Below are 13,322 nucleotides of genomic sequence, written 5' to 3' on the forward strand. Positions count from 1 at the left end.
GGTGAAAGGACCCGCACATCCGGTGGCGGAGGGCCCTTCAGTGCTGCTGGAACGGCCTCGCCCCTCTGGAACGGTTCTCCTGTTGACCGATGGGCTGGATGAGCTGGACTGGTCTCGCTTGCTCTATCGGCTGCGGCGGGTGGTGTTGGTGCAGATTCTGGCCCCCGCGGAGCTGGCCCCGCCTTTGGATGAGGCCTGGCTGCAGGACATCGAGACCGGTGGGCGGCTCGAGGTGGGTCGGGCCGAGGTGGAGGCCTACCAAACCGCGCTCGAGGCCCATTTGCGCCGCCTCAAAATCATCGCCCGTAGGCTGGGGAGCTATGCCCTATTGCGGGTGGGGGAGCCGATCATTCCGGGGTTGCTGCGGCAGGGGGTGTTGGAGGAGCGCTGAGCTACACCCCGAACGCCTCAGGGGGTAAGGAGTATCCCAGGGGCTCGAGCAAAGCGGCCAGGTGAAAGCGCAAGTAGGCCTCGGGCGGCAGATACTCCCCCACCAGGCGCAGTGCCTCGGCGGGAACGGATTTCAGCCCGATGAGGGTGTGGTAGGGCTGGAGCAGGGTTAGCGGCAGCGGCCCCCCGGCATAGATCACCGTGTCGGCCTCCCGGGCCACCACCTCAGCCTGGAGCTCCGCCACCCCCACCACCCCGCGCTGAGGCGCGGGCAGCAAGCCTAAAAACCCCTCTCCCTCGGGGTAACTGCGGCTCAATACCGAGACCTTGCTTAGGCCCCGCAACCCCTGGGCCAGCTCCGCCCGGACAGGCCCCACCCAAACCGCCCGGTCGCCTAGGGCATGGCGGCGCAGCAGGTTGGAAAAGGCCAGGGGCTCGAGGTAAAACCCCCGTGGGCCGGTGCTCTCCGGCAGGACCAGGTCTACCCGCCGCCCGGTTTGGGCCTCGGCTTCCAGGTTTTCGACCTTATCGAGGGCCAGTACCTGCAAGCCGGGGTCTTCCAAGACCGCTCCGGCCAGATTGAGGGCTCCCAACCCAGCCAGGGCGGCCTCGAGGTTGCTTCCATAGCGACTGCTGCGGGGTTCGCTGGGGGTTGCGCTGTGAACAAAGAGGGGCAGGTTGTGGTTCATGGCAGCGGCCAGCAGGGGCGAAAACCACTGGCTTTGTCCCTGATGGAGCACGATCAGCGGGCGGGTAGGGGCGTAGGCACGGTGCATCGCCCCTAATCTATTCGAGTGGGGACATGGGGGCAAATGTTCCCGAACAGGGGTCGGTTAGACTGGGCCCCGTGAGCGAGTTTCCCATTCATACCCCCGTCGAAGTGCGCTTCCGAGACCTTGACCCCCTGGGCCATGTGAACAACGCGGTGTACCTGACCTATGCTGAACTGGGCCGGATGCACTACATTCGCGCGATGGGCGCCGATGAGGCGGGGGGTAATTTCATCCTGGCTCGAGCCGAGGTGGATTTTCTGCGCCCGGTTCACCTGGGGGAGTCCCTCGAGGTGCGCACGCGGGTCCCTCGCGTGGGGAATAGCAGCTTCCACACCCTGAGCGAGATCTGGGCTGAGGGCCACCTGGCGGCCAGGGTCAGCGCGGTGGTGGTGTGGTTGGAGGAAGGCCGTCCCGCCCGCATTCCCGAGCACATCCGGGCCGCGGTGCGGAGGCTCGAGACCCTTCCAGTCGAAGGGGTGTAGCCACCGCAAACCGGCGATTTGCCCGCACTTCAAGGTTTTTGTGCCCCGGAAGCGCTTAGGAGCTCAACCGCTCGCTCCAGGACCAGATCCCGGCCCTCCGCCAGCGCCTTGAAGTCGTCTGCGAGCAAGACATCCGGGGTCACCCGCTCGGGATAAGGGGTGCCGTCGGCCCGCCGGGCCTGAGCGGTGGTCACCTGGATTCCCGAGCCGTCGCTCAGGGGCAGCACCTGGGTCGCGGTGTTGCCCACCCCGGCAGTGGGCTGGCCGATCACCAAAGCCCCCCGCCGCTCTTGCAAATCGAAGGCGAAGTATTCCGCACAGGAGGCGGTTTTTGCATCCACCAACACACTGACTGGGCCGTCCCAACGAGCAGGGTTGACCCGGTAGTTGCGAAAGGCCCCGTTGAAATAGGCTCCGTTGCGGTAGCCCTCCTCGCTCTGGTACTGGGGCCCCTTGAGCTGCCGGAAGGTATCGCCCACAAAGGCCCCTGCCCCTACCAGACACTCGCTGAGGAGACCGCCCCCGTCGCCGCGCAGGTCTACGACCATCTCCTTGGCCCCTTTGGCCTGGGCCTCGCGTACCAGCTCATGGATGCGCGGTCCAATCTGGTTGTACCCAGTGAAGCTGGGGATGCGCAGCACCGCCACCCCGTCCGGGCGCACCTTTAGGTAGGGGAGTTGGAGCAGTGAGATCAGTTGTCCCTGAAGGCTAACCTCCAGCTTTTGGGTCCCGCGCTGGACCTCGAGGCGCACCGGGGTTCCGCTGCCTACCCGCTCGCGCAGGAAGGGCACCCGCTCCTCCTCGTTGGCGGGGAAAGGCTCGCCGTTGATGCGCAGGATGCGGTCCCAGCGCTGAAGCCCCGCGAGGTCGGCGGGGCTGCCCTGGGTCACCTCGGTGATGAGCAGCCCCTCGAGGTCGGGAACGGTTTGGAGCTGCACCCCGATCTGGGGGCGATTGCTGCTGCCCCCACGGAGCCGGGCCTGAAACTCAGCGAAATCCGAAGGGGTAAAGTAGCGGGTATGGCGGTCCCCGAGCTCGGCGATTAGGCTCTGGATCACGGGAACGGCCTTGCTGGTAGGACAGGCTGCGTCTTGAGCACAGGCCTTATCCAGGTCGGGCTGATATTTCTGTTGGAGCGCCTCCAAATTGACCTGAGAAAAGCCACCGTAGCGCTGTTGTAAGACCCGATTGACCTCGTTGTAGAGATCTTGTGCTGGGCTGGCCAGGGCCAGGCTGGATAAGACCAGAGCCAGCGAGAACAACCCACTTCGTTTGAGCATAGACCCTATTGTGGGAACCGGCGGGTGAGAAAGAAAAGCGCTTGGGTTCCTTTTGGCTTTCCTCCGGGTTTAGGGCATTTTCCAGGTGGCGGGGCCAAGGGGGGGGTTGACTCGAGCCTCCTTGATCTTGGCTTCCGCAAACAAGGCCCCATTGGCGTAGAGGCGGGCTTGGAAGGGGATGAGTACCCCCTCCACCGATTTCAGGTCGCCGTAGACCACGGTGGTACGCCCCTGGCTGTTGTCGGTGCGCTCAGCCCGGAGGCGGCCTTGAGAATCGAAGAGGTAGGTGGTGGTGGCGCCTTGAGTGCGCACCCTTACGGTCAGGCCCGTGACGTCGGCAAAAGTCTGTTCCCCTTCCAGCTGCATTTCCTGACGGCCCTTGCTCCCGAGCCGCAGCCCATACCAGTTTTGATACAAGCCGTTGCGGAGATCCTGGGCCAGCTCTGCTCCAAGGGGTTGGGTGCCGCGCTGGGCACTCCAGCTTTGCGCAGCCTGAGGGGAAAATTGGATCACCTGAATCAGGGTGCGGCCATCGCGGTATTCGATGCGCAGCCGCTCGGCTTTGAAGTCCACGTAGGAGACCACGCTCAGGGTGTGTTCTGGCTGGCCCACCTGGAAGGTGGTCAGGGTGGCGGTTTCTTGGTAGGTGCGCAGGTTGCTCAAAGCCGCTCCGCCATGCGCCGCTTTGGCCCGCTCGAGCAGCGTGCCGGCACTGACCCCCTGAGCCCACGCAGGGGCCAGGCAGAGGGCAGACCCCACCAGCCACCAGATGTTGAGCAAAGTGAACAGCCTCACCTCCACAGGCTACCGCAAGCCAGGCCAAAAGGATGTCCCCAAGGTGAGAACCCCGGCAACTCCCCCTTCCAGTGGCCTCGGGAAGGGGGAAATTGAGCGCTTGGTGGGCTGGGGGATGCTCCCGCTCTCAGCCCAGGGGCGGGCCTCAACTCACCTTGAAGGGCGCGCGCTGCCCCGCCAAGGCGATTTCCTGAGCTTCCCGTGGAGCCCAGGCCAAGGCCAATACCGCCTGATACGCGCGCAGGGCCTTATCCCGCTGGTTGCTCAGATCGGCCAGTTGGCCATAGCGGGCCAAGACATACCCCGGCAGGTACTCGGGAAAGCTAAACTCGCTATGGATGAGCTCCTCGAGCAGCTCGAGGGCATCGCCGGGCTGCCCAGCAGCCAGATAGATCTGGGCCGCGCAGTACTGGGCCTCGGGGCTCCCCACCTCTGCCAGCTGGGCCAGCAGGGCGCCCCAATCATCCGAGGCCTCGAGCCGCCAGGCGCGGTCCAGCACACTGCGCTGGCGTTCGGCCGGGCTCGGCGCTTGCGGCTCGGGGGTTTGCGCCTCCGGTAGAAGCCCGCGCAAGAGGGCATAATCCAGCAAATCCGCCAAGATCACCACAGGCTCGGTTGGTTGCCGATCCCTGAGCTGAGAGGCCAGGGCTTGCATCCGCTCTTGGCGGAAGCCCGTGGCGGGGCCTTCACCAAAACGCTCACGGTAGTCCGTCAGGTAGGCCTGAAGCTCAGCCAGGATGGCTGGGCTCCAGAGGGTCTGGGGAGACTGGGGCGTAGTGAGCAGGCTTTGCAGGCGCTCCTCGAGCCCCGCTGCCGAGGCCAGAATCTCCTGACCCTTTGGAAACTGCGAGAGGGCCTGACGAAAGCGATCGGCCTCGGCTTTGAGGTAAGCCCTGGAGTCCAGGGCCTCCACCGGGACTCGAGCGGCCTGGGCCCAGGGCAACAGGTGAAACAGGGGGAGTTCCCCCTCATCGCGCCAGGTTCCAGCGGCCAGCTCTTCGGGGCCATAAGAGGCCAGCCAGACCTGTTGAGGGGCTTGCTGGCGAACGTACTCGAGCACGCTGACCGCGTTGTAGCGCGGGTGTAGCAGATGGAAGGGGCCTAGGGTGGGAAGGAGCAGCACGGATACCTCTTAGGAGTGATTATTGCGGATGGGGAGAGAGTTAAACGTGAATGCGATCATGGGGGCTCGAGGAGAGATCAGAGAAGACATCAAGGGTTGTGAGCGTGTAGGGTAGAACGGAGCGGAGTCAGAAGCCCTATGACCGAACCCAGCCCCAAGACGACAACCTCAAACCGCAGCATACTCGACCTCTCGGACCACAACTACCGCATGGCCATGATCAACGGCTGGCTGGCCTCGTTGGGTGATGCCTTTTTTAACGGCAGCATTGTGCTGGCTTCCTTTGCGGCCAAGCTGGGAGCACCCAACACCATAGTCGGGCTGCTACCCGCCTTGCTGGGGGCCGGGTCTATGGTGCCCCAGGTGTTCGTAGCCCCGTATGTTGCCCGACTGTCGCGCAAGATCGAACTGTACCGACGGGTGGCTTGGTTGCGGGCGGGGAGTTTGTGGGTGGTGGTGGTGGCCACCTTCGTGCTGGGGCAGCATCCTCACCTGCTGCTGCCGGTCTTCATCCTCGGCCTGGCCGCCAACGGTTTGTTTAGCGGTATCTCCTCGCTGCCCTTCTGGGAGGCGATTGGTAAGACCGTCCCCATGGAACGGCGGGCCGGGTTATTTTCAGCCCGCAATCTGGTGGGGGGGGTGCTGGGCTTCCTGACCGGCTTTGTGGTGCGCTTCATCCTGGGACTGCCACTGCCTTTCCCCCATACCTACGCCATTATTTTCGCCTTGGGGGCCATAGCCTACGGCTACTGCTGGTACTTTTTTGGCCTGATCAAAGAGCCCCCCGAGGAAGGTAAAACCGACCGCATCTCCCTGCGGCTGCCCTTCCGCGACTTCTACTTCCGGCGGTTTTTGAGGGTTCGGGTATTGCTGGCGGTTGGAGGGATGGTAGAGCCCTTCTATGCCGCGTTCGCGGTGCGCCAACTGCACCAGAGCGGGGAGATCGGGTTGTACCTGACCATCTTTACCCTTTCCTCGGTGCTGGCCAACCTATTGTGGGTGCAGGTCTCGAGGCGCTACGGCTCCAAGACCCTGATGCTGGTGGGGGCTGCCTTGGGCACCCTGACCCCGGTCTTGGCCCTGCTGCTCCCGCCGGGGGATTACTGGGGGGTTTTTGTGCTGCAAGGGGCGTATCTGGCTGCGATTGGGGTCAGCACCTCCACCTACCTGCTCAACCTGGCCCCAGACAACAACCGCAGCTCCTACATTGGGCTCTCCAACACCATCGTCGGATTGCTTTCGTTCTCACCGGTGTTGGGCGGCTTTCTGGCCGACCGTATTGGCTATGTGGGGCCGATGCTGCTGGCCTCGGTCTGCTATGGCTGGGCCCTGTATGCCGGGCGGCGCCTGCGCGACCTCGAGGCGATCTACGCCTCCAGATCCCAGCCCTAGGGCTTGTGGACAGTTAAGAGGAACCGGACGAGCCCTGCTCGTCCGGTTGGTGTTGATTTAGGGTGGGGATCAACCCAGCTAGAACTTGCCTCCGACCTTGGTGCGCCCGGCCCAGAGCTCTCCTTTATCGCGCCCCGCCCACAGCTCACCCTTGTCCCGGCCTGCCCACAGCTCGCCTTTGTCACGCCCGGCCCAGAGTTCTCCTTTGTCGCGGTTGCACATGGTTAGACCTCCCTTATCCTGCTTGGCGTTACGATACCTGGGGAAGTTATGGTCGTCAATCGTTGACATGAGAATATAAAAATGGTATAGGGCCGCGAAGTTTGACGCCTCTCGAAAACCTGAGTAGACTCCAGATCAGGATGCTTGGTTTGCGGACTACTCCAAGCTGGGGGAACTTCTAGCCGCAAGGCTCAGGAGGTTCCCCCGGCTCGCGTAGGATGCGGGCCGGATTTTTTTTCACTGTCCAAAGGAGTTGCGTGCCATGAACATTTATCTGCCGGATGGAAAATCCCTCGAGCTGCCTGAACAGGCCACGGCTGCCGATGCTGCCCGTTTGATCGGCCCAGGGCTGGCCAAAGCCGCCATCGGTGCTATCGCTGACGGCGATCTTTACGACCTCATGAAACCCCTCCCCAGTGGGGCCAGACTGCGCATTCTGACTGAAAAAGACCCCGAGTATGCCCAGCTTTTTCGCCACACCCTGGCCCACGTGATGGCCCAGGCGGTGCGGGAACTGTATCGGGAGCGGGGCTTCAGCCCCGAGGCGGTCAAGCTGGCCATCGGCCCTGTCATTGAGAACGGGTTTTATTACGACATCGATGCCCCCGAGCCGCTGCGCGAGGAGGATTTACCACTGATTGAGGCCAAGATGCATCGGATTGTGGGTGAAAACCTGCCCCTGCACCGCTTTGTGCTGTCCCGCCGGGAGGCTCTCGAGCGTTACCAGGGGATTGACCCCTACAAAACCGAACTGATCGAGAACCTGCCCCCCGGCGAGGAGATCAGCTTTTATCAGCAGGGGGACGACCAAAACGGCTTCACCGACCTCTGCCGTGGGCCGCATGTGCCCAGCACGGGCCGTATCCCCCCCTACTTCAAACTCACCAGCATTGCGGGGGCCTACTGGCGCGGGGACTCCTCCAGGCCGATGCTCCAGCGCATCTATGGGATTGCCTTCAGCAGCAAAGCTGAGCTCGACCACTACCTTTGGCAGCAGGAGGAAGCCAAGCGCCGCGATCACCGCAAGCTGGGGCAGGAACTGGATCTTTTCACCATCTCGGAGGAGGTGGGCAAAGGCCTCCCGCTGTGGCTCCCCAAGGGGGCCTTTGTTCGGCGGCAGCTCGAGCAGTACATGTACGATAAGGAGCAAACCCACGGTTATCACTACGTGTATACCCCTCATATCGGCCACGCCAAGCTGTATTACACCTCTGGCCATCTGCCCTATTACAAAGACGACATGTATGCCCCCATCGAGATCGAGGGCGAGGAATACTACCTCAAGCCGATGAACTGCCCTCATCACCACATGATCTACAAAGCCCGACCCCACAGTTACCGCGACCTTCCTCTGCGGCTGGCGGAGTTCGGCACGGTGTATCGCTTTGAGCTCTCGGGCACACTCTCCGGCCTCACCCGGGGGCGCGGGTTCACCCAAAACGATGCCCATATCTACTGCTCGAAAGCGCAGGTCAAAGGGGAGTTCATACGGGTCATTCAGCTGTTTGATGAGGTCTATAAAGATTTCGGCATCCAGGATTACTGGTTCAGGCTGAGCTTGCCTGATTTTGAGAACAACCCCGAGAAATTCGGGGAGCCTGGCCCGCACTGGGAAGAGGCCATCGCCGCAATCCGGGCCGCACTGGACGAGACCGGGGCCAAGTATGTGGAGGGGATTGGTGAGGCCACCTTCTATGGCCCCAAGCTGGATGTGCAGGCCAGAACCGTGCTGGGCAAGGAGGAATCGGTGGCCACCAACCAGCTCGATTTCATCAGCGGACAGCGCTTTGGCTTGGAGTTCACCAATGAGCGAGGGGAGAAGGAAACCCCGGTCATCATCCACCGGGCTATCATGGGGAGCTTTGACCGCTTTTTTGCCTTCTACCTGGAGCATACCGCCGGGGATTTCCCCCTATGGCTTTCTCCCACCCAGGCGGTGATTGTGCCGATTTCAGACCGCCACCTCGAGTACGCCGAGGAGGTAGCGGCTGAACTGCGCCAGCACCGGCTGCGGGTTGAGGTGGATGACCGGCCCGAACGGATGAACGCCAAGATTCGAGACGCCGAGCTCCAGAAGATCCCCCTGGTTTTGGTGGTAGGGGATAAAGAAACCCAGACCCACACGGTGAACCTGCGCGAACGCCACGTCAAGGACCAGCGGACCCTAAGTCGGGCGGAGCTAATCGGGGAGATGCTCCAGAGGGTGGCAGAGCGCCGATAGGCCGCTTATCCCAGCTCTCGCAGGGCCTGTTCCTCGGCGGGGATACGCACCCCTAGGAGCAAAAGGGCGTTGAGGAGGCTGGCCACAAGGGCCGTGATCCAGGCATCGAAGATCAGGGGGAGGGCAAGAAGCTCGAGCCCCACCGCCAGGTAGTTGGGGTGGGCCATGAAGCGGTAGGGGCCGCGCCGCACCCGTTGGGCGTTAGGCACGATCAAAATTCGGGTGTTCCAATAAGGGCCCAGGCTGGCGATGGCCCAGTAGCGAAGCCCCTGAGCGGCTAGAAAAAGGCCCAGCCACCCTTCCCAGTGGGGGGATATGGAATGGCGTAGGCTGCCCTCCACGAACCACCCCAACATCCAACCCAGGTGTAGCCCGAAAAACAGGAAATAATGCCGCTGGCCGTACTCTTTGGCCCCTTGAGCAAGGGCCCAAGCCTGGTTTTTGCGGGCCAGCCACAGCTCTGTCCCCCTTTGAATTCCCACCGCTATCAGCGCAACCCACAGAGCCAGCATCGCTTCCTTTACCACTGCAACACTGTTCCCTCGACGGCGAACCCTGGGCCCAGGGCTAAGACCACCCCTGGGGTGTCGGCGGGGAGGGGCTCGAGGGGACTCATCAACCGCTGCAGCACGAACAAAGCAGTCGGGCTGGACATGTTGCCAAAGGTTTTCAGCACGCACCCAGAGGCCTCGAGGCTGCGGGCGTCTATCCCCAGGGCCTCGCGGTAAGCGGCCAAAACCTTAGCGCCCCCGGGGTGTAAGGCCCAGCTCCCCACCGTCTCGGGGTCTAAAGCGTAGCCCTCGAGCCCCTCTCCAATCAAGCGGCCCAGCTCGCCCCGCACCAACTCGGGAATGCTTTGGGCAAAGCGTACCTGGAGGCCCCCTTCGGTCACATCCCAGCCCATTACGCCATAACTCTGGGGCAAGAGGCGGCTAAACCCTCCCCGTACCTCAGGGCCTTTCCCAGGCCCCAGCACCACCGCCGCAGCCCCATCGGCAAAGAGGCTGCTAGCCACCAGATTGCTTTTGGAAAGATCCCCCCGGACGAACGTTAGGCTGCACAGTTCCACCGCCACCAACAGCACGTAGCCATTGGGGTATAGCCGGGCCAGCTCAGCCGAGCGCGAAAGCCCCGCCACCCCCCCAGCGCAGCCCAGCCCCCAGATCGGAAGCCGCACCGCCGAAAGCGGAATCCCGAGGCGTTGTACCAGATAGGCCTCGAGGCTCGGGGTGGCGATCCCTGTGGTGGAGACCCACACCACCGCTGCAATTTGCTCTGCTGCAACCTCGGCCTGGGCCAGTGCGGCCTGGCTGGCCTGGATGGATAGGGTTAGGGCGGTATCGGCCCAGAGGGCATTTTTTTCGGCAAAGCTGTGCTCCTGCGCAAACCACTCGAGCGGGGCGGAGAGGTAGCGGGTCTCGATCCCGGTATGCTCGAATACCCCAAGCAGCCGGTGTAGCCCTGGAAGTCCCTCGAAGAGCCGCTCGGCCAACCCTTTGGCCTCTGCCTGCCCGATGCGGTACGGGGGAACCGCGGTGCCGATGCCTAAAAGGCGGGGGTTGGGTGAAGGGGAGGTGGGGATCATGTTTGCTTCAGTTTGAGGCCATCGGGCCCCACCGATTACAGCCTGAACCGCTTTTATGCCTCCCCTTCAGGGGTCTTGCAGCTCTCGCGGAAAACGTACTGCCCGATGCGCTTGCGGTGGCTGGACTTCCAGTCTATCCGAGGCCGGGGTTTCTCGGGGGGCAGGTAGCCCAGGCGGTAGACCGCCATCAGCTCGAGGGTCTCCGGCACCTCGAGCAGCCGCTTGATCTCGGCCCAGGCTTCAGGAACCTCCATCGGCGTACTGACAAACTGAATGCCCATCCCCAGCTCCACGGTGGTCAGCCAGATGTTTTCAATGGCCATCCCCAGCCCCAACAGGCTATAAAACCCCGAAAGCTCACCGGGGCGGTACTCAGCCTTGTCCAGGAGTGCGGCCAAGAGCAGGGGAGACCCAGCCACCAACTTGCGGTTGTCCTCCCCCAGCAGCTGGGGAACCCGCAGGGTGCGGAGCAGACCCAGGGCCCTAGGGCTCATGATCTGCCGGGTAAAGGGCCGCAGTGGGCCGGGAAGCTGATCAATCAGGATCCCGTCACGGCGCTCTTCCATCTCCTCCTCGCTGAAGCGGAAGTAGGGGCGGTAGCGCTCGAAGAACTTACCCTCAGCGATCAGGCGCTCCATGCTGGCCCCCCCCAGCTCGGCGATGCGTTGCCGGGTGGCCGCGTTCTCGATCAAGACGAAGCGCCAGGGCTGGGAGTTGAAGTGGCTGGGCGCACGGCTGGCCGCTTCCATCAGAAGGTGCTGATGCTCTTTGGAAACCGGGGTCTCCAGAAAGGGGCCATTGGTGGTTTTGCGCTTACGGATCACCTCTAGAAATTCCATTGCATTCCCCCTTACAGCAAGGCCAGGGCATATCCCAGCAGCCCGATGATCCCCAGGGCGGGATGCGCCCAGGTATGGGGGCGGGCTCGAGGGAATAGGGCCAGGCAAGCGATGGTCAGGAGCAACCCGTACTCCCGCAGCAGGAGCAAGGAAGCGATCGCGCTGGCAAATACGGCGAAGTAAAGCAGGTGATGCCAGACCCCAAACCGAGCCCACTGCAGCTGCGCGGCCAATCCCACCCCCAGGTTGAGCAGATAGAGGCCCAGTGCGATGCCCATCACCCAAGACATTGGCCTCAGCATACCGATAGGAGCCCGAGGCAATGCAGTCCAGGCTGCGCTCTTAGGGCTTCAAGCCTGAGCCTCGAGGCGCGCCAGCAGTGCCCTGGCCCGCTCGAGCAGGGGCCTGCCGCGTCCGGCCAACTGGGACTGGAACTCCAGCGCTACCAGGGTGGCCGGTCGGAAAGCCCGCCCATCGGGGTTTTCAAACAGGCTGTTCAGCAGCTCAAAATCGGCTTCGCTGCGCCAACCGGCTTCCTTTTTGAGCTGGTCCAAGTAGCCCCACTGGAAGCGCTCCTCGCTCAGATTTCCCTGCACGAAACGCCGCAGCAGATCAGCATACACATGCAGCCCCACCACCGCGGGGTTCTTGACCGCCGCCCCCAGGTGAACGGGGAGAGACTCGGCCAGAAGCTGGCTCAGGCGCTCTGGTTCGATCTCTCGGTTGTCCAGGTCGAAAACGGGCTTTCCGTTTCGAAAGAGGATGAACTGGGGGCTTTGATGGCGCACACCGCTGCGCTCTTCAACCCAGTTGCTGGCGGGACGGTCCTCGGGGATGCGGATGAGGCCGAGGGCCAGGTCGGTTCGATTTTCTATGGCGCGCTCGACAAACCCCCAGGCCTCGAAGGTCCTGTCACTGGTGCTGGCTTTGAAGATGGCCGCCAACGGGTAGGTTTCGAGGAACCGATCTACGGATTCCGGGGTGTGCAGGTCAAAGATGCGCTCGCGCAAGCTCATTGGCTCCATGATACGGCCCGAATTGGGGCCTGGATGAATCGTGAAAGGGGTTGGGGTTGACCAGATGACCCCTCATGTAAAATAGGCCGAAATGAGAACGACCTCTATACCCACTCGAGAGGTAAAGCAGGGCACCTCTCCCGTTTTCACCCTGGCGGGTCAAGCCGAAGGTTTAGATGTGTTGGCGCAGGAGCTCAAGGCGGTATTTGAGCGCAAGGGCTACGTCTATGAGGCCGAGCCCGAGACCCCCCGGATGGTCCTCAACCTGATCACGGCAGCCAAGCCCCAGCCCTACCGGCGCCGGGCTCAGGCCACCATGGTGATCTCGCTGCTGGCGCTTCCGGTGGTTCCGGATAACCTCATCGCTGAGCTGTACCCCTATTTGGTACGGGCCCTCTCCAACATGCTGGTGGTTTATGTTCCTGGGGTTGGGGCCTATTTCCTGACCCTCGAGCTGGGCCAGTATTTCGAGCCCGAAGGCCCAGGGTTTGCCGAGCGGCTGTTCGAGCGGATTGAGCCCATCGCCTCCTCAGTGCTGGTGGTGTCCAACCAATTTGACCCCGACCTCGAGCCCGAGCTGTGGGGTGGGGACGCCATCACCCAGAGCATCACCGCTGCTGGGCGCAAGCTGGCCGAATGGGACTTGCTCCCCACCGCCTTCCCCATCGAGGAAATTCTGCCCCCGGAGGACTTCCGCCATGTCAAGCGGCTCTACGGAATCGGGGGGCTATCCTATGGGAACCTTTCGGCCCGCAAGGACGATAAACGCTTCTGGATGTCGGCCAGCGGGGTGAACAAGGCCAACCTGCGGGAGGTCGGGCGCGATATTCTGATGGTCAAGGACTACGATATCGCCCAAAACGCCATGCTGCTCTCGGTGCCCCCCAATGTGGAGCCGCGCCGGGTTTCTGTGGATGCCATTGAGCACTGGATGATCTACCGGGAACACCCTGAGGTGCAGGCTATCATCCATGTCCACGCCTGGATGGAGGGGGCGCCCTCAACCCAGTTCAACTACCCCTGCGGCACCTATGAGCTGGCTGATGCCGTAGCCCAGAAGGTGCGCGAGGCTGCCGATCCTGCTCAGGCGGTGGTGGGACTCAAGAACCATGGCCTCACCATTACCGGTCGCAGCCTCGAGGACATCCTGAGCCGCATCGAGGGCCGGTTGCTGCGCCGGGTCCCCATGAGCTAGCGGGGCTTC

Annotated in this window: 14 protein-coding genes and 1 pseudogene; 5 read left to right on the top strand and 10 right to left on the bottom strand. The window is 62.8% G+C overall.

Annotated features, from left to right (window positions below):
* Nucleotides 1-391: pseudogene (locus tag Mgrana_RS12610) on the top strand (DUF58 domain-containing protein); the annotation flags it as partial.
* A 1-nt stretch (nt 392) separates the two neighbouring features.
* On the opposite strand, the gene Mgrana_RS12615 reads toward Mgrana_RS12610, so the two are convergent.
* Nucleotides 393-1,166 carry a hypothetical protein gene (locus tag Mgrana_RS12615; protein WP_119357962.1) on the bottom strand — a complete coding sequence of 258 codons (774 nt, stop codon included), beginning with the start codon at nt 1,164-1,166 and terminating at the stop codon, nt 393-395.
* Between the two features lie 71 nt (nt 1,167-1,237).
* Between Mgrana_RS12615 and Mgrana_RS12620 the strand changes: the two genes are divergently transcribed.
* Complete coding sequence (locus Mgrana_RS12620; RefSeq protein WP_240631363.1) at nt 1,238-1,645, top strand: acyl-CoA thioesterase; 408 nt, start codon at nt 1,238-1,240, stop codon at nt 1,643-1,645.
* Nucleotides 1,646-1,674: 29 nt separating this feature from the next.
* Here Mgrana_RS12620 and Mgrana_RS12625 read toward each other — a convergent pair whose 3' ends face one another.
* From Mgrana_RS12625 to Mgrana_RS12635, 3 genes are all read right to left on the bottom strand, one after another.
* Nucleotides 1,675-2,925, bottom strand: a complete 1,251-nt coding sequence (locus Mgrana_RS12625; protein WP_119357964.1) for a S41 family peptidase — start codon at nt 2,923-2,925, stop codon at nt 1,675-1,677.
* A 69-nt stretch (nt 2,926-2,994) separates the two neighbouring features.
* On the bottom strand, nt 2,995-3,720 hold the full coding sequence (locus Mgrana_RS12630) for a hypothetical protein (RefSeq protein WP_240631364.1): 726 nt from the start codon (nt 3,718-3,720) through the stop codon (nt 2,995-2,997).
* A 145-nt stretch (nt 3,721-3,865) separates the two neighbouring features.
* Nucleotides 3,866-4,843 carry a hypothetical protein gene (locus tag Mgrana_RS12635; RefSeq protein ID WP_119357965.1) on the bottom strand — a complete coding sequence of 326 codons (978 nt, stop codon included), beginning with the start codon at nt 4,841-4,843 and terminating at the stop codon, nt 3,866-3,868.
* 138 nt (nt 4,844-4,981) lie between these two features.
* On the opposite strand from Mgrana_RS12635, the gene Mgrana_RS12640 reads away from it, so the two are divergent.
* Nucleotides 4,982-6,235: an MFS transporter gene (locus Mgrana_RS12640; protein WP_240631365.1), complete on the top strand. Its 1,254-nt coding sequence runs from the start codon at nt 4,982-4,984 to the stop codon at nt 6,233-6,235.
* Between the two features lie 78 nt (nt 6,236-6,313).
* Here Mgrana_RS12640 and Mgrana_RS16745 read toward each other — a convergent pair whose 3' ends face one another.
* Nucleotides 6,314-6,526 (bottom strand): hypothetical protein, encoded by a 213-nt coding sequence (locus Mgrana_RS16745; RefSeq protein ID WP_147021075.1) that lies wholly within the window; start codon nt 6,524-6,526, stop codon nt 6,314-6,316.
* A gap of 193 nt (nt 6,527-6,719) precedes the next feature.
* Between Mgrana_RS16745 and thrS the strand changes: the two genes are divergently transcribed.
* Entirely contained in the window at nt 6,720-8,678 is a 1,959-nt protein-coding gene (gene thrS, locus Mgrana_RS12645; RefSeq protein ID WP_119357966.1) for a threonine--tRNA ligase, read from the top strand.
* 5 nt (nt 8,679-8,683) lie between these two features.
* On the opposite strand, the gene Mgrana_RS12650 is transcribed toward thrS, so the two are convergent.
* The 5 genes from Mgrana_RS12650 to Mgrana_RS12670 are packed head-to-tail and all read right to left on the bottom strand — an operon-like array spanning nt 8,684 to nt 12,118.
* Complete coding sequence (locus Mgrana_RS12650; RefSeq protein WP_119357967.1) at nt 8,684-9,190, bottom strand: isoprenylcysteine carboxyl methyltransferase family protein; 507 nt, start codon at nt 9,188-9,190, stop codon at nt 8,684-8,686.
* A gap of 8 nt (nt 9,191-9,198) precedes the next feature.
* Complete coding sequence (locus Mgrana_RS12655) at nt 9,199-10,263, bottom strand: type III polyketide synthase (RefSeq protein ID WP_119357968.1); 1,065 nt, start codon at nt 10,261-10,263, stop codon at nt 9,199-9,201.
* A 53-nt stretch (nt 10,264-10,316) separates the two neighbouring features.
* The gene (locus Mgrana_RS12660; RefSeq protein ID WP_119357969.1) at nt 10,317-11,102 is read right to left on the bottom strand and encodes a nitroreductase family protein; all 786 of its coding nucleotides are present in this window, start codon (nt 11,100-11,102) and stop codon (nt 10,317-10,319) included.
* Between the two features lie 11 nt (nt 11,103-11,113).
* A complete protein-coding gene (locus Mgrana_RS12665; protein ID WP_119357970.1) occupies nt 11,114-11,392 on the bottom strand; it encodes a hypothetical protein in 279 nt (92 codons plus the stop codon).
* Between the two features lie 60 nt (nt 11,393-11,452).
* The gene (locus Mgrana_RS12670; RefSeq protein WP_119357971.1) at nt 11,453-12,118 is read right to left on the bottom strand and encodes a monothiol bacilliredoxin BrxC family protein; all 666 of its coding nucleotides are present in this window, start codon (nt 12,116-12,118) and stop codon (nt 11,453-11,455) included.
* Between the two features lie 91 nt (nt 12,119-12,209).
* Between Mgrana_RS12670 and Mgrana_RS12675 the strand changes: the two genes are divergently transcribed.
* Nucleotides 12,210-13,313 (top strand): class II aldolase/adducin family protein, encoded by a 1,104-nt coding sequence (locus Mgrana_RS12675; RefSeq protein ID WP_119357972.1) that lies wholly within the window; start codon nt 12,210-12,212, stop codon nt 13,311-13,313.
* Nucleotides 13,314-13,322: the final 9 nt, after the last annotated feature.

It is taken from the genome of Meiothermus granaticius NBRC 107808 (genome assembly GCF_003574355.1).
GTDB lineage: Bacteria > Deinococcota > Deinococci > Deinococcales > Thermaceae > Meiothermus > Meiothermus granaticius.